The organism is Paraburkholderia mimosarum LMG 23256 = NBRC 106338, from assembly GCF_000739815.1.
In the GTDB taxonomy this organism is placed as follows: Bacteria; Pseudomonadota; Gammaproteobacteria; order Burkholderiales; family Burkholderiaceae; genus Paraburkholderia; species Paraburkholderia mimosarum.
In genome coordinates, this window is sequence record NZ_BBJJ01000022.1 from 1 (window position 1) to 19,466 (window position 19,466).

Genomic DNA, 19,466 nt, shown 5'->3' on the forward strand with positions numbered 1-19,466 from the left:
GGCCGGCGGATGGCGGGCAGGGCGCGATCGCCTGCGTCGTCGATGTGGCCTGCGGGCGGCCTCGCCGCGAAGGGCTTCGCGGCGACGCTTTCACTGCCGGGCAAGTCCGCGCGGAGCACTGGCATGCGCGCGGTTGGTTTGTCTTGCGTCAAGGAAGTCTCTGCTCGCCCTTTGTGGCTGGGCTGATGTTCAGGCACTACGTCGCCCGCGATTGCACGTGACAGGGCTGCGATTGTAGTCCCCGCATATTACGGACGATTACAGAGGAGCGGATGGGGCGGCGGAATCAGTGCGCAAGTGCCCTTTTCGGCTGATCGACGGGAACGCTAGCGCCCGTCGGTCGAGCGCGACGATCGCCTCACGTGCGCGCGTCACGCAAAGGCATAACCCGCCACCCACATAGCACGGTGGATCGAGCGCTTCTGAGAGGCACTTCCTGAAGTCAAGCGGCCATCGGCGTCTCGCCAGCGGCGCGCCTGTCCGGGTCATAGCATGCTGTCGAAGTCCTTTAACTGGCGCTCGGCCTCGTCGCGCGCGATTCCGTAACGCTCTTGAATCCTGCCCACGAGATACTCGCTGTCGCCTTCGGCCACCGCAAGATCGTCATCGGTCAGCTTGCCCCACTTGGCCTTCAACTTGCCGGACAGCTGTTTCCACTGGCCCTTAATCCTGTCTTCATTCATCGTGTGCTCCAGGAGCGACGTGATAACGACGGCATGGCAGCAAGTGGCGTGCCCCCTGTTGCCGTCTCTGCTCATCCTGGCTACGCGAACCGTCCGGTGCGGGGGGCTGGCGCGCAACGCGCTCACGGCCTGATTGGAAAAACGGTGCGGCGACTAAAGCACGTGATTTCACCTTCAACATTCCGGAAAGCGTCGAGGTGCCGTCCTCGAAACTCTCACTGACCAGCACAAGACACGACCGGATATTCTGCACAGCCATGTCCGCTGTCCGGTCCAGGGGAAAGCTGCTTTGCTAACATGCCGTTGACATCACTGCACCGCATTTGACGGTGCGGCTGGTAGGACTGCGAATACGCGTGGAATTCGTCGGCACCCGGAAACTACGGTGTCATCGTGCCGACTGGTTGAAGTCACAACGAGGGTGCTCAACGCGCTGCCGCTAGTCAGACCGTTTCCATCGACTCCGCTGGAGGGTCGCCGCGCGTATTGAGGCGCTCGTATTCTGCGATCAGTTGCGCGCCAAACAACATCAGCGTCGCGAGCGCTTCGAGGCCGAACAGCACAACAATCGCCGTCGTCAACGACCCATAGACGACGTTCACCTGCGAAAGCTTCGCGAAGTACCAAACCAGCACGCGTCTTGTGATTTCCCACAGAACGGTGGCCGCGACCGCGCCGACGACCGCATGCCGCAGTGTCGTGCGCCCCCTCGGGATCACAAAATAGATTGCCGTCAGCACGAATATCTCGCCCGCAAGGCCACACAGATAGAGCACGACGCGGGTCACGCCTGTCAGTAACACCCCGTGGCCGAACAGATCGATGCTACCGGTTGCGACAGCCCGCAGGCCGCTGGAGACGAGCGTCACAAGCAGCACACCGATACCTAGTGACAAACTGAATAGATAGGGCAGGATTGCGGACAGCAGGAAGTGCCTTCGCCGGACCTCAACGCGATGCACGAAGATGATTGAGAGGGCATTCTCCAGAACCGAGAACGCAAGCGAACTGAAAAAGATCATCGTGATGACGAGGTACCAGCCGACCACGGAGCGATGCTCGAAAAAGGTCGCGAGTTCGCGAACGAGTGCTTTTGACTGCCCCGGTATCAGCCATTCGAGCAGACGCCCGAGCGTGTCGAACAGCAACTGCTCACCGATGAAGTGACCGAACGCGATTACAACGAGAATGAGGAGCGGCACGATTGACAGCAACGCGTAATAGGCGATCGCGCCCGCGAGCAGCAGCCCCTGGTTTTTGCGGAACGCGGTGCAGACCTGGAACAGGAATCGCGCTGGATGCGCCGCAACAAAGCGCAACGCGCGCTTGCCTGTCTCGTCGGTTGGATTCATATCACGCTCCGCTCGTTCATTGCACTCGCGCCGCCCTCATCGTACGCGTTGAACGCGGCGCGCGCAGTTCACCTCCGTGCAAGCCGCGGCACCGTCACTCCAGGTACCAAGCCATTGCAGCCGCGCGCATCAGCACCGCACGCCCGTTCGCCGACAGCGCGTCGCGCGTGAACTACCCAGGCGTGTGTCGCTCGTCGGGCTGTGAACGACCCCTTTTCGGCCTCTCAGTTACCGCCGTCGCCTATCTTTTTCTCGGCCTTCTTTCTAAAGTAACTGATGATCGGCAAACGCGAAGCAGCCGTAGACCAGGGGCTTTGCAATAGCAATGGACCGTCTGCGCATGTGTGCCTTGAACCGCGCTCACGGTAGCAATGACGTCGTCACCAACCTCGCCGGTCCGAGCTAGCGCCGTTGACGAACATCAGGGAGGTGGAAGGCATGCAGATTGGTGTCCAGAGCTTTGCAAGCCGCTCGCGGCCGGTGTTCGAGAGTACAGACGAAGAGCGAGTGCACGTGTTGCAGCGGCTAGCTGCAACCTGCCGCATCTTCGGACGGCGTGGCTACTCGGAGGGCCTGCTCGGCCACATCACCGTGCGCGATCCCGAAGTGCCGGAGCGTTATTGGGTCAACCCAGTCGGCATCCCCTTGCACCAGGTCCGCGTCTCGCACCTGGTGCAGGTTAATCACGAAGGTCAGATCGTACAGGGCGACGGGATGGTGAACCCAGTCGGACTGCTGCTGCACACGGCCGTCCATCAGGCGCGACCCGACGTATCGGCGATGTGCCACGCGCACGCTCTGCATGCGTCGACGTGGGCCGCATTCGAACGGCTGCTCGATCCGATCACACAGGACGCGTGCGTATTCTTCGAACAGCAGGCATTAATCCTCGAACCCCGTGTCGTGCGCGACCGAACTGCGGCGGCACGCTTTGCCAAAGGTTTCGGCGACAAACTGGTGGCGATTCACGCGGGCCACGGCATTTTTACAACCGGACAGACCGTAGATGAGGCGGCATGGTGGTTCGTGTTGATGAACCGTTGCTGCGAAGCGCAACTGATTGCGCAAGCTTGCGGGGAGCCGTCATTGTGGGCCCCCGATGACGCGAGATGGCTGGCTTCGGTGCTTGGTTCACCGCAGTTCGGTTGGCTGTCGTTTCAAACACTGTGGGACGACATCATCCTGAGTGACCCGGACCTGGTTCAGTAACCTCGGCGGCGGACAAATCGGGAAGCCGAGTGCTACGAAACCCAGGCCGCTCGCGCGTGGTCTTCTAGCGGCGTGCGTCTCTTCAGTCTGCCGAATCCGCGGGCGAACGGCTGGTCACGGCTTCGCAAGCAGTCGTCGCACCGAACATTATCACCGCCCGTTTCTGGCCGACTTTACACATTCACGGCAATAGCCCGAAAACTGCCTTCGACGATATCAACGTCCGGTCTCTGGAGACTGGTCGATTGGTGCTCTCGGCCAGGAACGGCCGATCGCCGGTATTGTTCGTCGGTCATCCAGATGACGGTTCCACAGCGGTCAACGGTCATTCGATGCCTGGACGCGCAGCTGCCTGCATGTGGAGCTTCCCCGAACGCGCTACCCGGTCCGGCGCCGGATTTTCGCCAACCGGCGCCGGACTGCCGGTCGACGCGCGTCAGGCCAGCAGCTTGCGCTCCGTCTTGCCGTACTTGATCGACTTCTCGTCCGGGATCATCAGACCGGTGTGCTCGTCGCGGCCCTGCAGGAGGAAGCGCGCGTTCGGGTTGCCAATCTGCCCGGCCGCCAGCTTGCTGTCCGCACCGATCTCGCCCTTCTTCATCCGGTTGACGATCACGCCGACCGCGGTGTCCTTGAAGTCGCGCAGCATCCACGCGTCGCCGTCGCTGTCGCCGAACACGAGCAGCGGGCCGTAGCCTTTCTTCGACTCCAGCACGCCGCGAATGCCGACGGTCTTGCCCGGACCATAGTTGAAGTGCCAGCCGGCCTTGTATCGGCTGGCGTACTTGCCATCCTGCATCTCCAGGCGCATGCCGATCACGTTCTCCGGCGGCACGCCATAGCCGTAGTTCGGATTGCCGGCGAACACGCGCACAACGTCGTCGAGCGACGCGGTGCTGACGTACACGTCGATGCCGTTCGCGCGCAGCGTGTGCATCACCGCGCGTATCTCTTCGTGAATGCGGATGCCGTGGAAATGCGTGTCGGCCACCACGCCGGCCTTGCCCGACAGGGTCTTCGGGCTTTCGTATCTGACCTTGCGAAGCGCATCGCCGATGCCGTGGTTGTTGGACGCTTCGGCCATCGCCTGCAGCTCTGCCGTCGTCATGTTTCGGTAGAAGTAGATGATCCACTTGTAGCCGATCTCGAGCGGATGCGTGTCGCAGATCGCATCGTACATAAAGTAGAGCTTCGCGCGGAAATCCTTGAACTGGTCGGTCTCATGGATCTCGTCGAGGCTCTTGTCGCCTGCGAGCCCCTTGTAGTTCGCATGCAGCCAGCGGTAATCGGATTCGACGTCGGCGGCGAGATCCTCCATCGACACCGGCTTGCCGTCCACCGTCGTGTAGTCCTTCATGAAGGTGCCTTTCGGCACGTCCGTCCACATCACGTCGACGAATTCATCCGGCGTCAGCTTGTACGCCATGTGGTTGATCTGATACATCAACAACGCCTCTTCGCAGTCGTTCATGATGCACGTGTTGTCCCAGTCGAACACTGCATACGGACGCCGTTCCGGATCGTAGCGCCCGCTCTTGACGCCATGCTCGTCGAGCACCACCTGCAGGCGCGCGGCGTTGAGCGGCGACCAGCGGCCCGGATCGAGCGCGTCCGGCGTCGCCGCGCGTCCGGCTTCTGCCGACTGCGCGTCGAGCATCAGCGAGCTGGCAGCGGTGGCGACAACAAGGGTGTTCAGAAACGTGCGGCGTTGCATGGTCTCTCTCCTTGGGAATGGCAATTCGGCTGAGTTTGTGTGCCCCCCGATCGATGCCTGATGCACCCCGCTGCGACCGGCGACACCTATCCGCATCACGAAGCGCAGATGGCTCCGGCACAGTGGCGCGTGATCTGGGGAAATTATTGCGGAAGCGTGACAATGACCTGCCACGGCGCGACGGCAAGATGAACCGGCGCGACATGCGCGGCGGTCTGCGCGCACGAATCGCCGCCACATGGTCACGACGGCGGAACGTGCCTGACTTTCGCGCGCAAACAGCGTCTTCACTTCACCGGCCCAACGGTCATCGTTCAGCCGCCGTCGAGCCGCGAGACGAAGGGCAGAAACGGGCCGAGGCTGTGTCCATTCCATCTAGGTCGGCTTATGCCCTTCGCATGACGCGCACGCCCACGACGATCGTCGCGCTCGGCTGTGGGGCGCAATGCGGCCAGAAACTGCCGGTCGACACCGGTCTCCAAGTCGTTGACAATCGGAGTTCCCACACCAGCAAGTAACGCGGTCGCACCGAGCAACCTCCAAAATGAAATCGCCTACGATTGTCGAGCCACTTGAGCATCCATTGGCCGAGTTTTCATCGAGCATCGATTGCGCTCGAGAAGTCGTGGCGACAGGACTGTCTTGGCCAACTCCATATTGGTGCGACCTGGCGATCGGCTGGCTTGAACAAGGCTTGCCCGTTGACGACAAAATCGTCGAACTGCTGGGAGCGATTGCCGAGAATCGAAGTTTTCCACAGAGATTGCGGCAGCGCGCATTTGCCATACATAGACGCTCGACGATGAGGTGAGGTAGTCGATCGCTCGGGTAGGCTTTCTAATGGCTGCTTCCAGTATTGACGAACGTCCCCTTACGGTCGAGAAGACCCATTCATTGACTGCGAGCAAGCCATTCGCCGACGCTGGTTCGCGAACGGCAGCAAACCAACCTGCAGCCGACGCACAGCCACCCATCGCCGAGCGTCGGGTACGGCCGAAAACACGAGGGGCGTGCATCGCTCGCTGGATTCGTAGCAGGCGGCGCAGTGGTTCAAGTCGTTTGCAAGCCCCGAACTGCTTGTGGACCACGCCTGGCAGGCCGTGCTGACCTGACCAATCGCTTCGTGAGCGCCAGGCACGCCTCGCTAGCTTGACGAGGCCACGCCAATGCGGACCGTCAAGCGGCCATACGGTTTTTCACGTGTTCCTGACCGAGGGAGTTCGTCAGTTCTGGGATACGGACTTACGCGCCTGGTCGAAATCGATAATTTTCCTGGTGCCTGGTACATGTCCCAGGGAAGGCCTTCGCGCGTCATGCCCACCCGCACGACGCGCCCTTTTCTCGTTCAGGACGGCCATAGTCATCATCGGGCGGCTCGGCGCAAGCGGGCCACATCGTCACCCGTTAGCAAGATACGAGGCAGGCCTTGCGGCGGCGCGCCGCACTATCTGCTACCGCGCGCCAATCTACTCCCTGTTCAGATAGTTTTTTTCAAGGAATTCTGACCGAAAAGTTTGTGGCGGGGTGGGAATGTCCGGACGACCCTCTGGCGTAAAGTCCATGAGATTCCAGTACGGCCACACCGTGTCAACGTGATTCGCTGATAACTCACTACCCCAGAAGTGAAAAATCTTTCCACTCTGCCTCCTGAATACGTGCATCACTGGCCATTGCATATCATCTGAGTCTCCCTGGCATCGGTAATCGGACTGATAGGCGGAGCCCGATCCAGAAACCAGTTCGATCTGCGACCAGCCGCGTTGTTTGGCCCATGCATTGATTCGATCCGCGGGGGCTTTGGCAATCGCTACGAATGCGGCGTGTCGAGTGACCTGATACCAGGTGCGATCAAACCCGTCGACCAGCGACGTACACGACGGACAGGGCTTATCCCAGTTCGGACCGAACATAAACGAGTAAAGAAGCAGGGTTTCTTTATCCCCAAATAGTTCGGATAACTTCACGCTCTTGCCAACTTTGCCATCGTTGGCCCATTGGAAGACGTAGTCCTCTTTTAACTGTCCCCCGGCAGGAAGACCGCGACGCCTTTTTGCCACCGATCTCACTTTGTCGACAAGTTCCTGTTCTTCCTTAAGCAACACGTCACGCGCATCGCGATATTCTCTGCTCTCGTTCGGATACCGTAGTTCACTCATTTCGGTTCCTCCTGGAAACTGATGTTTGTGTACCCCGCTATCCTGGACACATTGAATATGGCGGCCCGGAGCTGACAGGAATACATGTTTCGAGGGTACTCCCGTCGAAGGGCAAGACAGGGTCGGACATGGTGACGGCAGCCTTCGCAGAATGTCTCGTAGAGTCAAGTGCGCACAAAGCGTGCAGCGCATGGCTGCGATTCCCGAGCAACGTTGTGCGGTGCTCAGCACCGTGTCGCGAAGCGCTTCACGAACGGCGCCTCCTGAACGCCCGCGGTGATTGAAGTGCCGCGACGGCACAACGGCCGGCTATTGCGCCATCTCGAGGTCCTTGATGACCGCGGCGAGAAAGCGTGCAGCCTCTCCGCCGGTGACAACCCGATGATCGAATGTCAGGCTCAGCGGCAAGATCCTGTGCACGGCCGGTGCCCCCTCGTGCGCCACGACCTGGTCATGCATCCGCCCGGCGCCAAGAATCGCGACTGTGGGCGGCATCACCACGGGAGCGGCATATTTGCCGGCGATCATGCCGAAGTTCGACAGCGTGATCGTATTGCCACGCATTTCCTCAGGCGGAATCTTGCGTGCGCGAATATCGGCACGCATGCGGTCGAGTCCGGCGCGCAGACCAGCCGCGTCCCGATGCGCGACATCGCGCAGCACCGGCACGAACAAGCCATCCGGCAGATCGACGGCAATGCCCAGATCGATCTTCTCCAGCACATGGCGCCGCACCATCCTCGCGTCGAACCATGCGTTCAGTCCCGGCTCCGCGCGGCACCCGGCCACCAGCGCGCGGATCAGGCGGATCGTCACGTCGGTATGGGGAGGCCATGCGTGAATATCTGCGTCGTCGATCACGGTCGCGGCCGCCACTTCGCTCTGGGCGCGCGCCATGTTCTGCGCCATCGCGCGACGCACGCCATGCAGCACTTCTGGCGGACCTAGCTGCGTGAGCAGCTTTGCTGCCCGTTGTACGTCAGCCGCCGTGATAACGCCTTCCGGACCGGAAGGCGTCACCATCGCGAGATCGATGTCCAGTTTGCGGGCAAGCGCCCGCACCGCCGGCATCGCCTTGATGACGCCAGGCCCCGCTCCCGTGCCAACGCCTGGCGCGGCTGGCGCTTCCTGCACCGGCTGCCGGCCCACCTCCATATGGCCGACTACGGTGCCCGCGTCGGCATCCTCACCACCTTCCTTACCCGCTTCGAAAGCGACGAGCGGCGCTCCCAGATGCACGATGTCACCGGGCTTGCCGAACAGCTTCGCGATGCGGCCCGATTGCGGCGAGGGAATCTCGACGATGGCTTTTGCCGTTTCGACCGACACGAGCGGCTGGTCCGCCCGGATGTCCTCGCCGCTCTTGACGTGCCATTCGACGATTTCCGCTTCCTGGAGGCCTTCGCCCAGGTCGGGCAGCTTGAAGATCTTCATGGTTTCACTGCGCCTCCAGCGCCTGCCTGACCGCGGCGACGATGCGCGCCGTGCCTGGCATGTACTGACTTTCGAGTCTGTAGAGCGGGACGACCACGTCATAGCCCGTGACGCGCTGCACCGGCGCAAGCAACGAGTAGAGTCCACGCTCGGCGATGCCCGCAGCAATCTCCGCGCCTACGCCGCCCGTGCGCGAACCTTCATGCACGATCACGCAGCGGCCCGTTTTCGCCACCGACGCAAGAATCGTCTCCATGTCGAGCGGCTTGAGCGTGGCCACGTCGATCACCTCCGCCATCACGCCCTCCTGCGCAATCAGATCGGCGGCCGCGAGAACCTCCTGCAGCGCTCCGCCCCAACTGACCAGCGTGACATCCGCCCCGTCGCGCAGCACGTAGCAGCAATCGAGCGGCAGCGCTTCGCCGTTGTCCTCCACGGGCTGCCTGAAGAGGCGGTAGAGGCGCGTCGGCTCAAAGAAGATTACCGGATCCGGGTCGCGGATTGCCGCCAGTAGCAGGCCATATGCGCGCGCGGGTGAAGACGGTGTCACGACGCGCAACCCCGGTATGTGCGCGAACAGCGCTTCCGGGCTTTCGGAATGATGCTCCGGCGCGTGAATGCCCGCACCGGCTGGCGACCGGACCACGAGAGGACACGTGAGCCGCCCGCGCGTCCTGTGCCGCAGACGCGACGCATGATTCAGCAAGTGATCGATCGCTGGATAGATGAAGCCGCTGAACTGAATCTCCGCGACAGCTTTGAGGCCCATTGCCGCCATGCCGACGGCCGTGCCGACGATCGCCGTTTCGGCGAGCGGCGTATCGATCACGCGCTGTGCGCCAAAGCGCGTCTGCAAGCCAACGGTCGCGCGAAACACGCCGCCGTTCACGCCGATGTCCTCGCCGAGCAGCACCACCGCGGGGTCGCGCGCAAGCTCCCATGCGAGCGCGGCATTGACCGCCTCGACCATGTTCAGGTCAGCCATTGCCGTTCTCCGTATCCGGCGCAAGCGGAGCAAACCGCTGCGCCATCGCCAGTTGCTCGCGCATGGCGAGCGGCAGCGCCTCATAGAGATGGTCGAACATCGAGGACACGTCAGGCGCGGCGATCGCGAGATACGCCTCGACAGCCTGCTCGACCTGCGCGTGACATGCCTTGCCGAGTTGCTCGTCACGCGCCTTGTCCCAAACGTTCATACGGATCAGGTACGTGCGCAACCGGCGCAGCGGCTCGGATTCCCACTGCTTGCTGACCTCCTCGGCGTCGCGATAGCGCGTGGCATCGTCGGCCGTCGTGTGATCGCCGAGGCGATAGCTGAGCGCTTCGATCAAGGTTGGACCGTCGCCGCGCCGCGCCTTCGCGAGTGCCGCCCCAACCACGTGGTGCACGGCGATCACGTCGTTGCCATCGACCTGCAGTCCGTCGATTCCCGCCGCAATCGCCTTTTGCGCGAGCGTTTGCGCAGCGCTCTGATGGCTGCGCGGCACCGAAATCGCCCATTGGTTGTTGTTGATCACGAGCACGAGCGGCGCGCCCCATGCGCCGGCGAAGTTCATCGCCTCGTAAAAATCTCCCCTGGATGTCGCGCCGTCGCCGAAAAGCGCCACCGCAACGCGCGGCTCCTGGCGCAACTGGAACGCGTAGGCGGCACCCGCCGCGTGGCACACCTGCGTGCCGATCGGCACGCAGTTCGGAAAGTCGAAGCGAGGCACACTGAAATCGCTTCCTCGCTCGTCGCCGCCCCAATAGAGCAGACTTTCCGTCATCGTGACGCCGCGCAGCAATTGGGCCGCGTGGTCGCGATAGGAAGGAAACAGCACGTCTTCGGGGCGCATAGCGCTGGCCACGCCGACACCGACCGCCTCCTGGCCAACCGACGACGCGAAGGTGCCGAGTTGACCCGTACGCTGCAGCGCGACCGCTTTCGTGTCGAAGGCCCTTGTCAGCACCATCGCGCGATAGAGCGACAGGAGCGCTGCCGGATCGCTCGCGAAGGCCGGAAGCGGATGCACGGGGTCGCCTTCGGGGCCGAGGTACTGCGTGTAGCCGATGTGAAAACTGGCAGCCGTGGTCATGACGGCCTCCTCGATGTTTCCCACATCGTAGGCCTTCTGCGATGTGTGTGCTTGTGCGATGCGCCACCCATGACCCCGCCTTCCCGCGCATGTTTTCCAGGACCGATTCACGCTCGCGAATGCGGCCAGCACTGCCCTCATCAAACTGCGGCTAGCGCCGCCCGCTGCGGCCCCATACATAGCGCACCCACCGCTGCCACCGGCTCTGCGGCGGCGCGGGCGAGCTGTGCGCAGTCTGCGCATCGCGGTCGCGCTGGACGGACTTCTGCACCTGTTCGTGGATCTGCCGCAAGGTCATGCCGCCAGGGCCTTTGAGTTTGTCTGGGTCAGAAGCAGGATCGCTGTGATGATCGTCTTTCATGAAAGTTTTCCTCAAGCTCACGCCGACAGCGAGCCGATCGTCAATGTTGCCGACGCTTGCCTCGGCGAACCGCATTCATCGACACGTAGCCGGGCAGCACAGACCCGGCCAGTTTCCCTTCGGTCATTTCCGGGCATCGGAACGGCCGGAACCGAGTGCCTCGAGCAACGGGCGGAGGGCGTCAAGTTCCGCGCCGAAGCCGCTCCAGTCTCCCGCCTTCAGTCGCTCGATGGCGCGGTCATAGTGGGCAAGTGCCTCTTTCGCGCGCGCGTCTATATTGCCTCGGGGTGGCGATGCCGCTTGTCCGGTCTCCTTGAAAAGCGCCGCCAGCGCTTCACCCAGACTGTCCTCCATCACCACACGGTCGCCATAGGCGGCAATCACCCGCTTCAACTCGGGCAACTGGCCGGACGCCGCGCGTAAATAGAGCGGAGAAACGTAGAGAATCGAGTTCTCGATCGGCACGACCACAAGATGACCGCGAATGACGCGTGAGCCCATCTGGTTCCAGAGCGAAATCTGCTGCGAGATCTCGGTATTCTGCTGAATACGCGCTTCGATCTGAAACGGCCCATAGACCAGCTTGTCCTTGGGAAAGACATACACGATCAGCTTGCCGTAGCCGGCCGGATCGCAACGCGCCGCCAGCCAGGCAATCATGTTCTCCCGCTGGCTCGGCACCATCGGCAACATGAGGATGAACTCGGCTCGTGCCTCGCCGGGGAGTCGCATGATCGTGTAGTACGGCGGCATCGTGCTCGCGGAGCTCCCGCCATCGATTCCAACCAGCTCCTGGGGAAACTGCCACAGATCCTCGCGGTTGTAGAAGACCTCCGGCGCATCCATATGATAGGCGCGGTAAAGCTGCGCCTGGATCAGGAACAGATCTTCCGGGTAGCGGATATGACGCTGGAGCTCCGGTGGCATCATGTCCAAAGGCTTGAACAAACCCGGGAAGGTGCGCTCGTAGGTGCGCAGGAGCGGATCGGCTGGATCACTGACATAGAAGTCGACCGTGCCGTTGTACGCGTCGACCACGACCTTGACCGCGTTCCGGATGTAATTGGCGCCGTCGCCGAAACCCGGCCGGGAGTAAGGAAACCACTGGCTGACCGTGTAGGCGTCCAGTATCCAGAACAGGCGCCCATTGCTTGCGACGACATACGGGTCATGGTCGAGACCCAGGAACGGCGCGATCGTACGCACGCGGTCCTGGATGTTGCGGTGAAGCAGGACCCGGCTCTGGTCTGTGATATAGCCGCTCAGCAGGATGTTGGGATCGTCGAGCTCCCAGGCGAAGAGACTACGTCGCGCCCCGCTGCCGACGCTGACGCCGTCGCGCCCGCTATACGTCGTGTAGGCATTGGTCGGCCTTTGAGGATAGTCGAATTCAGCTACGTTGCCGTTCACGATGACATAATTCTGCCGCCCTTCACCGAAATATAGACGTGGCTCGCGAATGGCCGGGCCGCCGTTGGAGACGGGCGGAATGTCCCGCAAATAGAAGGAAGGTAGCCCTTCAGTGGATTTCTCGGTGACTGGCGACATCACGACGCCAATGCCATGAGTAAAGATAAGGTGCAGGTTCACCCAGGTTTGGGCATTGGGTGCAAGCATTGCCGGTTCCAGTTCACGCGCCGACAGCATCACCTGCCTGTATCCGGCGTCAAGCTGATAGCGGTCGATGTCCACCGAGAGAAATTTGTAGTAAGTCCTGATCTCCTGCAACTGTGCATAGGTATCCATCAGTGGTTGCACATCCCATAGCCGGATGTTGTCGATGGTCGCCCGATTGGCCTGCAGCGAGTCGAGTGTCAATCCCTGCTCGGCCTCAAACGGCTTAACCTCGATCTTTGCGAGACCGTAAGCCTCCCGCGTTAGCGCGATAGTGTGCTCGATATAGGGTGTTTCGAGTTTCAACTCGCTCGGTTTGACATAGAAGCGCTGAAACAGCGACGGATAGATCACAGCGAACACAAACGAACTGCCGAATACGAGCAGCGTGAGAACGGCAGGCAGCAGATAGCTGCGCCGGCGCATGTTGATCCAAAGGGCAACGGATGACGCCGCGGCAAGGCCGACAAGCATCCACAGGACCGGCAGCTCGACGTGGACATCGGTATAGCTGGCGCCGACCACGACGCCATTGTCGTCATAGAGCAGCAAAAAGCGCTCGAGCCACCACGACCAGGCCTTCAGCGCAAAGAACACACCGAGCAGTGCCGAACCATGCGTGATGGCAGCGGGAGAAAGCGTTCGTGGTGGCCGCTCCGGCGCGATGTCGCCGCGCACCCCGTACACAGCACCTGCCACGATCGCGCTGAAGAAGACCAGCCACAGCAGCCAGTTCTTGAGCGCGACATAGGCGGGAAGCGAGAAGAGATAAAAGCCGATGTCCCGCTCGAAGATCGGATCGCGCGCGCCCACAGGCACCTGATAAATGAAGCGAAGCGCGACGTCCCAGTTTGAGATCTCGCTGGCGGCGACAAGCAACCCAAGGACGACCGCGACGCAGGCAATGCTGGAGCGCCAGGGAACGCGCGGCGCGATCAGTTCGGCCAGATCGCCGGTAAATTCAGCCGCATCCGGCGAATCGGCGGCGTCCGCTCGCGAGATATCGACGCTCCTCGCGTAACGATGCGCCAAAATCCCGGACAGCCATATCGCGCCCGCCGAAATTGCGAACACCGCCACAAACAGCAGCGCTCTCACGGAAATGATGGTCCAGAAAACGCTACCATAGCCGATCGAAGAGAACCACAGCCAGTCGACCAGGGTACCGGTGATGCGTCCGACGACAAGCAGGCCGGCGATGACGGCCATCGCCGTGATTGCATAGCGTCTCAGGCGCACGCCGGACTTCACTCCCGACCGCATAGTCCCTCCTGTGCAGGCCGCCGCCCCTGCCCTGCCGCGATCGGATCGATCGCGCACTGCCGGTCTGCCGTGAGCGCGACCGAACAGACTGTAACGCAGCCCGGAGAGTCCGCGCGTAGCCACCCCATGACCCGAGTTTGCGTGGAGCGCGTTCAGACCGGTTGAATGATTGTAGTTCTGCGCGGCTATTGACATCGGCAGCGCACGTCCGTACGCCGGTGCGGCCACGCGTCCGTACGCCGGTGCCGTGCGTGGTCGTCGCCGGTGGCGGTGTTCCGATGAACCTGGACTACCATTGGAAGAAGCAGTCTCCACGGCGCAGGTGGTGGTGCATGGGCTGCCGGCGCCCGTTCGATTTGGCCCCTGGCTGGTCAAGCGGGGCTCAAGCGTCCGCGGAGGTCGATATGAGCAGTGAGACACCGAATGAAAGCGGTCCTGATCTGGCGCAGGGCGTGCCCATCGAATCGCTTCGCGAAGCTGGCCTGTTGTCTGGACACGTCGGCAATGACGCGGTGCTGATTGCACGGCTCGGTGATGAATTCTTCGCTATCGACGCTGCCTGTACCCACTATCACGGCCCGCTCGCCGAAGGGTTGATCGTCGAGGGCACGGTACGGTGCCCATGGCATCACGCGTGCTTCAGCCTGCGCACGGGGGAAGCGGTGCGGGCTCCGGCTTTGAGCCCTGTCGCGTGCTGGTCCACGGAGGTTCGGGGCGACAAGGTTGTCGTACTGCACAAAAAGGCACCACCCGCCGCTTCTGTGTCCGCGCCGGCCGGAGCGCCACAGAAGATCGTGATCGTCGGCGGCGGGGCTGCGGGTTTCGCCGCTGCTGAGCGTCTGCGGCGCCTCGGCTACGCGGGCAGTCTCACGATGCTGAGCGACGACGACGCCCCGCCAGTGGACCGGCCGAATCTGTCCAAGGACTATTTGGCCGGCAGCGCGCCTGAGGCGTGGGTGCCGCTTCGAGACGACGCTTTCTATGCAGATCAACGCATTGATCTGCGGCTCAAGGCCGGCGTCGTACGCCTTCACGTCGCCGCGCAGGAAGTGGAACTATCGAATGGGAGCAAGGTGCCCTACGACCGCTTGCTGCTGGCCACGGGAGCCGAAGCGGTTCGCTTGCCGATCCCCGGCATGGATCTGCCGCATGTGCATACCCTGCGCACACTGGCCGACTGCCGCGCCATCATCGCTCGCGCGGCGAGCACGCGGCGCGCGGTCGTGATCGGGGCAAGCTTCATCGGACTGGAAGTGGCGGCATCATTGCGCGCGCGTGGGCTCGAAGTACACGTCGTGGCGCCAGAGCGGCGTCCGATGGAACGTGTGCTGGGGCCACAGATGGGTGAATTCTTGCAGCGCTTGCATGAGGAACACGGCGTCGTCTTCCACCTCGGGAACACAGCCAGCGCGATCGATACGCAGCAGGTATCGCTCGAGGCGGGCGGCAGCGTGGAGGCCGATCTGGTGGTGGCCGGCGTCGGCGTGCGACCACGACTCGCGCTGGCCGAGCAAGCCGGCCTCGCAATCGATCGGGGCGTAATAGTCGATGCCTGCTTGCAGACAAGCGCGCCTGGCGTCTTCGCTGCCGGCGACATTGCTCGCTGGCCCGATCCGCATAGTGGCACGGCCATTCGCGTGGAGCATTGGGTTGTCGCTCAACGCCAGGGACAAACGGCGGCGATGAACCTGATTGGCGGACATGAGAAGTTTGACGCCGTGCCATTCTTCTGGAGCCAGCACTACGACGTCCCGATCAACTATCTCGGACACGCGCAGAGCTGGGACGAGATCTCGGTTGACGGCAATATCGCAGGACGCGACTGTGTCCTGCGCTACAAGCGCGACGGACGTGTCCTCGCCGTGGCCACTATCTATCGCGATGCAGAAAGCCTGCGGGCAGAAGTCGAGCTGGAGCGCACCCTGCCTTGATGCCAGAGCGCTTCCCCGAGGGCCGAACGACGGTTCACGGTCAGGCTGTTTGGCGTGTCACTCGCGGCCACACCAACTGAGCTTCTACGGAACCAGTTGGCCCGGGATACGGGTTGTCACCCCTACGGGCGCTCCGGACTTTGGTGCGTCTCAGACACTGGTCGCTGCGGGCATATCGCACCGCTTTTGATGTTCCTGTCACGCCTCACGCGCGGCCAGTGATGCTCGGCTGAACCGTGAGGCTCGCGAATTACACAGCATCACCAGCCCTTCGGCAAGCACTCGTCCCAGGCGCTCAGCATCGACCGGCGGCATGTTAGCGGCGATGAATACGCGGCGTCCAGAAGTGTCGGCCGCGCAGTCCAGCGTGCGGTGAGTGGTCTCGTCTGGCAGGCAACCCACGGCTACCGCGCGTGAATGGCAGATGAAGTACCGGGACGTCGCCGTCCTTACGCACCGGGTGGCGGCAACGGGTCGGGGTTATGCCGTTTGCATGACACGCGCGCACGAGTCCTGGACCGGGCCCATCACGCGCGCGGACACGCAATGCGTGACCCGAACACAGCTTCAACATATTTTCATTTTCAATGACGAAAGGTCGATGAACCTTATTGCGAATCTGTCGATTGATTTACGTTTTGCGAGAGCATTTCTCGTAAGACGTCCGCCAGGCCGCAATCGTCGTCAATCGAAAACTTGCGTCAGTGCACCTGGCAACAGGTCCCTGTTACAAAAAATTAACGCTAATCACGCTGCGGGCGTTCTACATTCAATAGGAGTGTTTGTCACAGCCGACCATGCCGCAACTTTGTTCATGTGCAGGGCCGAACACGCTGGCATCTCAGGACAGGCTGGGATCACACTCGTGTTGAAGTCGTGACCGACACGCTGGCGGTGACCAGCGCTCGCGGCCTGTGGCAGTTGAAGCGGTTGCAAGTAGGGCGAGCGGGATAGGTTGGGAACAAGGCGCGCCGACGGCAACATCGTTGAACTCCTGGACGAGGGGAGCGCGCGGCTGCTCCTGCTGTTTCACTGCCCAAAACGACCGGTCCCGCTGTTATGGGTCGCATCTGGATGAGGAGTCTTCCATGCGACGCAACAACGCAGCCGTACTTCTGATTGGAATTCCAGTTGTCATGGCAACCAGCAGCACATGGTCAGCCACACCGGTCTCGGGTCCCAGCCCCTTTGCCAGTTGCACTATCGGAGGATCCAGCACTGGCACTAACTATGTGAACGCCGAGGTCGAACCCTGGCTGGCCGTGAATCCCGCCATTTCCACGAACCTGATCGGGGTATGGCAGCAGGACCGCTGGTCGGACGGCGGCGCGCACGGTCTGGTTGCCGGTTTCTCTCTCGACGGCGGTGCGACATGGGGGGAGACGCCCCTGCCCTTCAGCGCCTGTGCCGGCGGGCTCGGGTATGAGCGGGCCTCCGACCCATGGGTGTCGATCGGACCAGATGGCACGGCCTATACGGTATCGATTTCGTTCAACGCGTCGAACAACAATAACGCGGTGGCTGCCGCGGTTTCGCACGATTTCGGCAAGACATGGGGCAATCTGAGCGTCCTCATCGCCAACAACGAGCCCACCACGCAGTTCTTCAATGACAAAGAGTCGGTGACGGCCAACCCGATCAAAGCCGGCGTTGCGTATGCGGTCTGGGACCGGCTCGAGTCGCCAAACGGCAACCCGTACGCGGATCTGCACGCTGCTGCGTTCCGGGGACCGACGTTCTTCGCGAAAACGGTCAATGGTGGTCAAACCTGGAGCTCACCGAAGATCATTGTGAATCTTCCCTCGCGGCAGCAGACGATCGGCAACCAGATCGTGGTCAATTCGCAGGACGGCACGCTCTATGACTTCTTCGACATGTTCAGGCCACCCTTCAACGTCACGGCCAGCAAGGTTGCATTCATCAAGTCGACGGACGATGGTGGCACCTGGACGAAGCCGCAGATCATCGCGGACCTGCGAACCGTTGGGGTCACGGATCCCAACACCGGCGAGCCTCTGCGTACAGGCGATACCATTCCCGAACCCGCTATTGACCCGGTGACCGGCCAGCTCTACGTAGTGTGGCAAGACTCGCGCTTCAATGGCGGCCTGTTCGACGAAATCGCGCTATCGACATCCACCGACGGCGGTAACACGTGGAGCGCGCCGGTCCGCGTGAACACGCCGACAGGGCGGCCAGCGTTCAATCCGTCGGTTCGCGTCAATTCCGCCGGCACCGTGGCCGTCACCTATTACGATTTCCGCAATCTCCCGGCTGGCGACACGACGACGTTGCCCACGGATATCTGGCGCACCACGTCCACCGACGGCGGGCAGAGCTTTGGCAGCGAACTGCATGTCGCCGGTTCCTTCGATATGAAAACGGCCCCGAACTCCAGAGGCTTTTTTGTGGGCGACTATCAGGGGCTCGATGTCAGGGGGACGACGTTTGTACCATTCTTTGTGCAAACGAATTCGGGAAATACGGCCAACCGCACTGATGTGTTTGCTGCACCGTAGTTGATCGAGGCGCGGCCGGGTGCAGGCTCCCGGCCATTCCCGCATCACGCATGAAAAGCGCCACTTCGTCGGTACAAGCCGCCAGCGAAGCGACCAACACGCCCGATACTTCGCCATCCCGACAAACCAGCCGATGCTACGCCATCGGCGCGATCAGTATCGGATAACCGAGCGTTTCTCCCAGCAGCGTGGTGCACGCCGTGGCCGCAGAAATATCGGCCAGTGCACGCGGCATGATTTTCACGCGATCGAACGCGCTGCGATTCTCGCGCTGCGTGATGCCGTCTGCCGCCGCGCCCGCGATATACCCGTGAACGGCGGGATCGACGCGCGCACGGAAGTACCGTTCGTAGTCGGACAGCTAAACGGTATCGGCGGGAATGTTCATCGTGCGACTCACAGTTCCGACCAGCGGCGCAGCAGGTTATGGTAATGACTCACGAGACTGTGGACCGCGGGATGCTCATCGCCGGTTTCATCGCCCGCTACGCGACCCAGTTCCTGCCGGAGCGCGATAATCGCGCAATCGAGTTCATGCAGCATCGTGCGGCTCGTCTCGTCCTTGACGAGCGACTGGGCCCAGAAAAACGAAGCCCAGCGGCTGCCGCGCGTGACCGGCGTCACGCGGTGCAGCGTGGAAGCGGGATAGACGATCATGTGGCCCGCCGGCAGCTTGATCGCGCGCGAGCCGTGTGCGTCGTCGATCACGAGTTCGCCGCCGTCGTATTCGCCGGGTTCGGAGAGAAAGATCGTGCTGGACACGTCCGCGCGCATCCGCATGCCGCCTGTGCCGGGCACGGTCTGGATCGCGTTGTCGACGTGCGTGCCGAACGTCATGCCGACATCGTAGCGATTGAAGCGTGGCGGCAACACGCGAAACGGCAGCGCAGCCGAATGATAGGCCGTGTTGCGGCCCAGCGCATTCAGTATCAGTTCGTCCAGTTCGCGCGCTTCGGCACTATCGGCCGGAATCTGCAGATTGCGCTTGGACTTCGCGGCAAGATCGCCTGCGGTAAGACGCCCGTCCACCCATTGCGACGCTTCGAGCACCTGGCGGCAATGCTTCACTTCGGCGGACGTGAGAACGTCCGGAATCTGAATTAACATGTATATAGCTATCCTGAATAGATCCATGCGTGACCAATCCGAAAGCCG

Annotated in this window: 15 protein-coding genes; 4 read left to right on the plus strand and 11 right to left on the minus strand. The window is 62.0% G+C overall.

All coding sequences use genetic code 11. The features are described from left to right. Positions 1-485: 485 nt before the first annotated feature. Together BMI01S_RS17635 and BMI01S_RS17640 are read right to left on the minus strand one after the other, a co-directional pair. Positions 486-683, minus strand: a complete 198-nt coding sequence (locus BMI01S_RS17635) for a CsbD family protein (protein ID WP_028214872.1) — start codon at positions 681-683, stop codon at positions 486-488. Between the two features lie 443 nt (positions 684-1,126). Further along, positions 1,127-2,035: a YihY/virulence factor BrkB family protein gene (locus BMI01S_RS17640; RefSeq protein WP_028231071.1), complete on the minus strand. Its 909-nt coding sequence runs from the start codon at positions 2,033-2,035 to the stop codon at positions 1,127-1,129. A gap of 411 nt (positions 2,036-2,446) precedes the next feature. On the opposite strand from BMI01S_RS17640, the gene BMI01S_RS17645 reads away from it, so the two are divergent. Next, positions 2,447-3,244: a class II aldolase/adducin family protein gene (locus BMI01S_RS17645; RefSeq protein ID WP_218002756.1), complete on the plus strand. Its 798-nt coding sequence runs from the start codon at positions 2,447-2,449 to the stop codon at positions 3,242-3,244. Positions 3,245-3,680: 436 nt separating this feature from the next. Here BMI01S_RS17645 and BMI01S_RS17650 read toward each other — a convergent pair whose 3' ends face one another. Then, complete coding sequence (locus BMI01S_RS17650) at positions 3,681-4,958, minus strand: HAD family hydrolase (protein ID WP_028214214.1); 1,278 nt, start codon at positions 4,956-4,958, stop codon at positions 3,681-3,683. 544 nt (positions 4,959-5,502) lie between these two features. On the opposite strand from BMI01S_RS17650, the gene BMI01S_RS40885 reads away from it, so the two are divergent. Further along, the gene (locus tag BMI01S_RS40885) at positions 5,503-5,769 is read left to right on the plus strand and encodes a hypothetical protein (RefSeq protein WP_154671255.1); all 267 of its coding nucleotides are present in this window, start codon (positions 5,503-5,505) and stop codon (positions 5,767-5,769) included. Between the two features lie 655 nt (positions 5,770-6,424). Here the strand turns inward: BMI01S_RS40885 and BMI01S_RS17655 are convergent. The 6 genes from BMI01S_RS17655 to BMI01S_RS17680 form a co-directional block, all read right to left on the minus strand. Continuing rightward, a complete protein-coding gene (locus BMI01S_RS17655; RefSeq protein ID WP_028231073.1) occupies positions 6,425-7,114 on the minus strand; it encodes a DUF899 family protein in 690 nt (229 codons plus the stop codon). Positions 7,115-7,423: 309 nt separating this feature from the next. Continuing rightward, positions 7,424-8,548: a dihydrolipoamide acetyltransferase family protein gene (locus BMI01S_RS17660; protein WP_028231074.1), complete on the minus strand. Its 1,125-nt coding sequence runs from the start codon at positions 8,546-8,548 to the stop codon at positions 7,424-7,426. A gap of 4 nt (positions 8,549-8,552) precedes the next feature. Further along, positions 8,553-9,533 (minus strand): alpha-ketoacid dehydrogenase subunit beta, encoded by a 981-nt coding sequence (locus BMI01S_RS17665; protein WP_028231075.1) that lies wholly within the window; start codon positions 9,531-9,533, stop codon positions 8,553-8,555. Continuing rightward, positions 9,526-10,623 (minus strand): pyruvate dehydrogenase (acetyl-transferring) E1 component subunit alpha, encoded by a 1,098-nt coding sequence (gene pdhA / locus BMI01S_RS17670; RefSeq protein ID WP_028231076.1) that lies wholly within the window; start codon positions 10,621-10,623, stop codon positions 9,526-9,528. Before pdhA ends, BMI01S_RS17665 begins: the two co-directional genes overlap by 8 nt. Positions 10,624-10,774: 151 nt before the next feature. Next, on the minus strand, positions 10,775-10,984 hold the full coding sequence (locus BMI01S_RS17675) for a hypothetical protein (protein WP_028231077.1): 210 nt from the start codon (positions 10,982-10,984) through the stop codon (positions 10,775-10,777). A 123-nt stretch (positions 10,985-11,107) separates the two neighbouring features. Beyond that, positions 11,108-13,861, minus strand: a complete 2,754-nt coding sequence (locus tag BMI01S_RS17680) for a UPF0182 family membrane protein (RefSeq protein WP_028231078.1) — start codon at positions 13,859-13,861, stop codon at positions 11,108-11,110. Between the two features lie 404 nt (positions 13,862-14,265). Between BMI01S_RS17680 and BMI01S_RS17685 the strand changes: the two genes are divergently transcribed. Together BMI01S_RS17685 and BMI01S_RS17690 are read left to right on the plus strand one after the other, a co-directional pair. Further along, a complete protein-coding gene (locus tag BMI01S_RS17685; RefSeq protein ID WP_028231079.1) occupies positions 14,266-15,792 on the plus strand; it encodes an FAD-dependent oxidoreductase in 1,527 nt (508 codons plus the stop codon). Between the two features lie 1,088 nt (positions 15,793-16,880). Then, positions 16,881-18,311, plus strand: coding sequence for a sialidase family protein (locus BMI01S_RS17690; RefSeq protein ID WP_036020566.1), 1,431 nt, complete (start codon positions 16,881-16,883; stop codon positions 18,309-18,311). Positions 18,312-18,447: 136 nt separating this feature from the next. On the opposite strand, the gene BMI01S_RS39085 is transcribed toward BMI01S_RS17690, so the two are convergent. After that, entirely contained in the window at positions 18,448-18,672 is a 225-nt protein-coding gene (locus BMI01S_RS39085) for an alpha-hydroxy-acid oxidizing protein (RefSeq protein WP_255217810.1), read from the minus strand. A gap of 35 nt (positions 18,673-18,707) precedes the next feature. Further along, positions 18,708-19,418 (minus strand): Fe2+-dependent dioxygenase, encoded by a 711-nt coding sequence (locus tag BMI01S_RS17695; RefSeq protein ID WP_028214195.1) that lies wholly within the window; start codon positions 19,416-19,418, stop codon positions 18,708-18,710. Positions 19,419-19,466 lie beyond the last annotated feature (48 nt).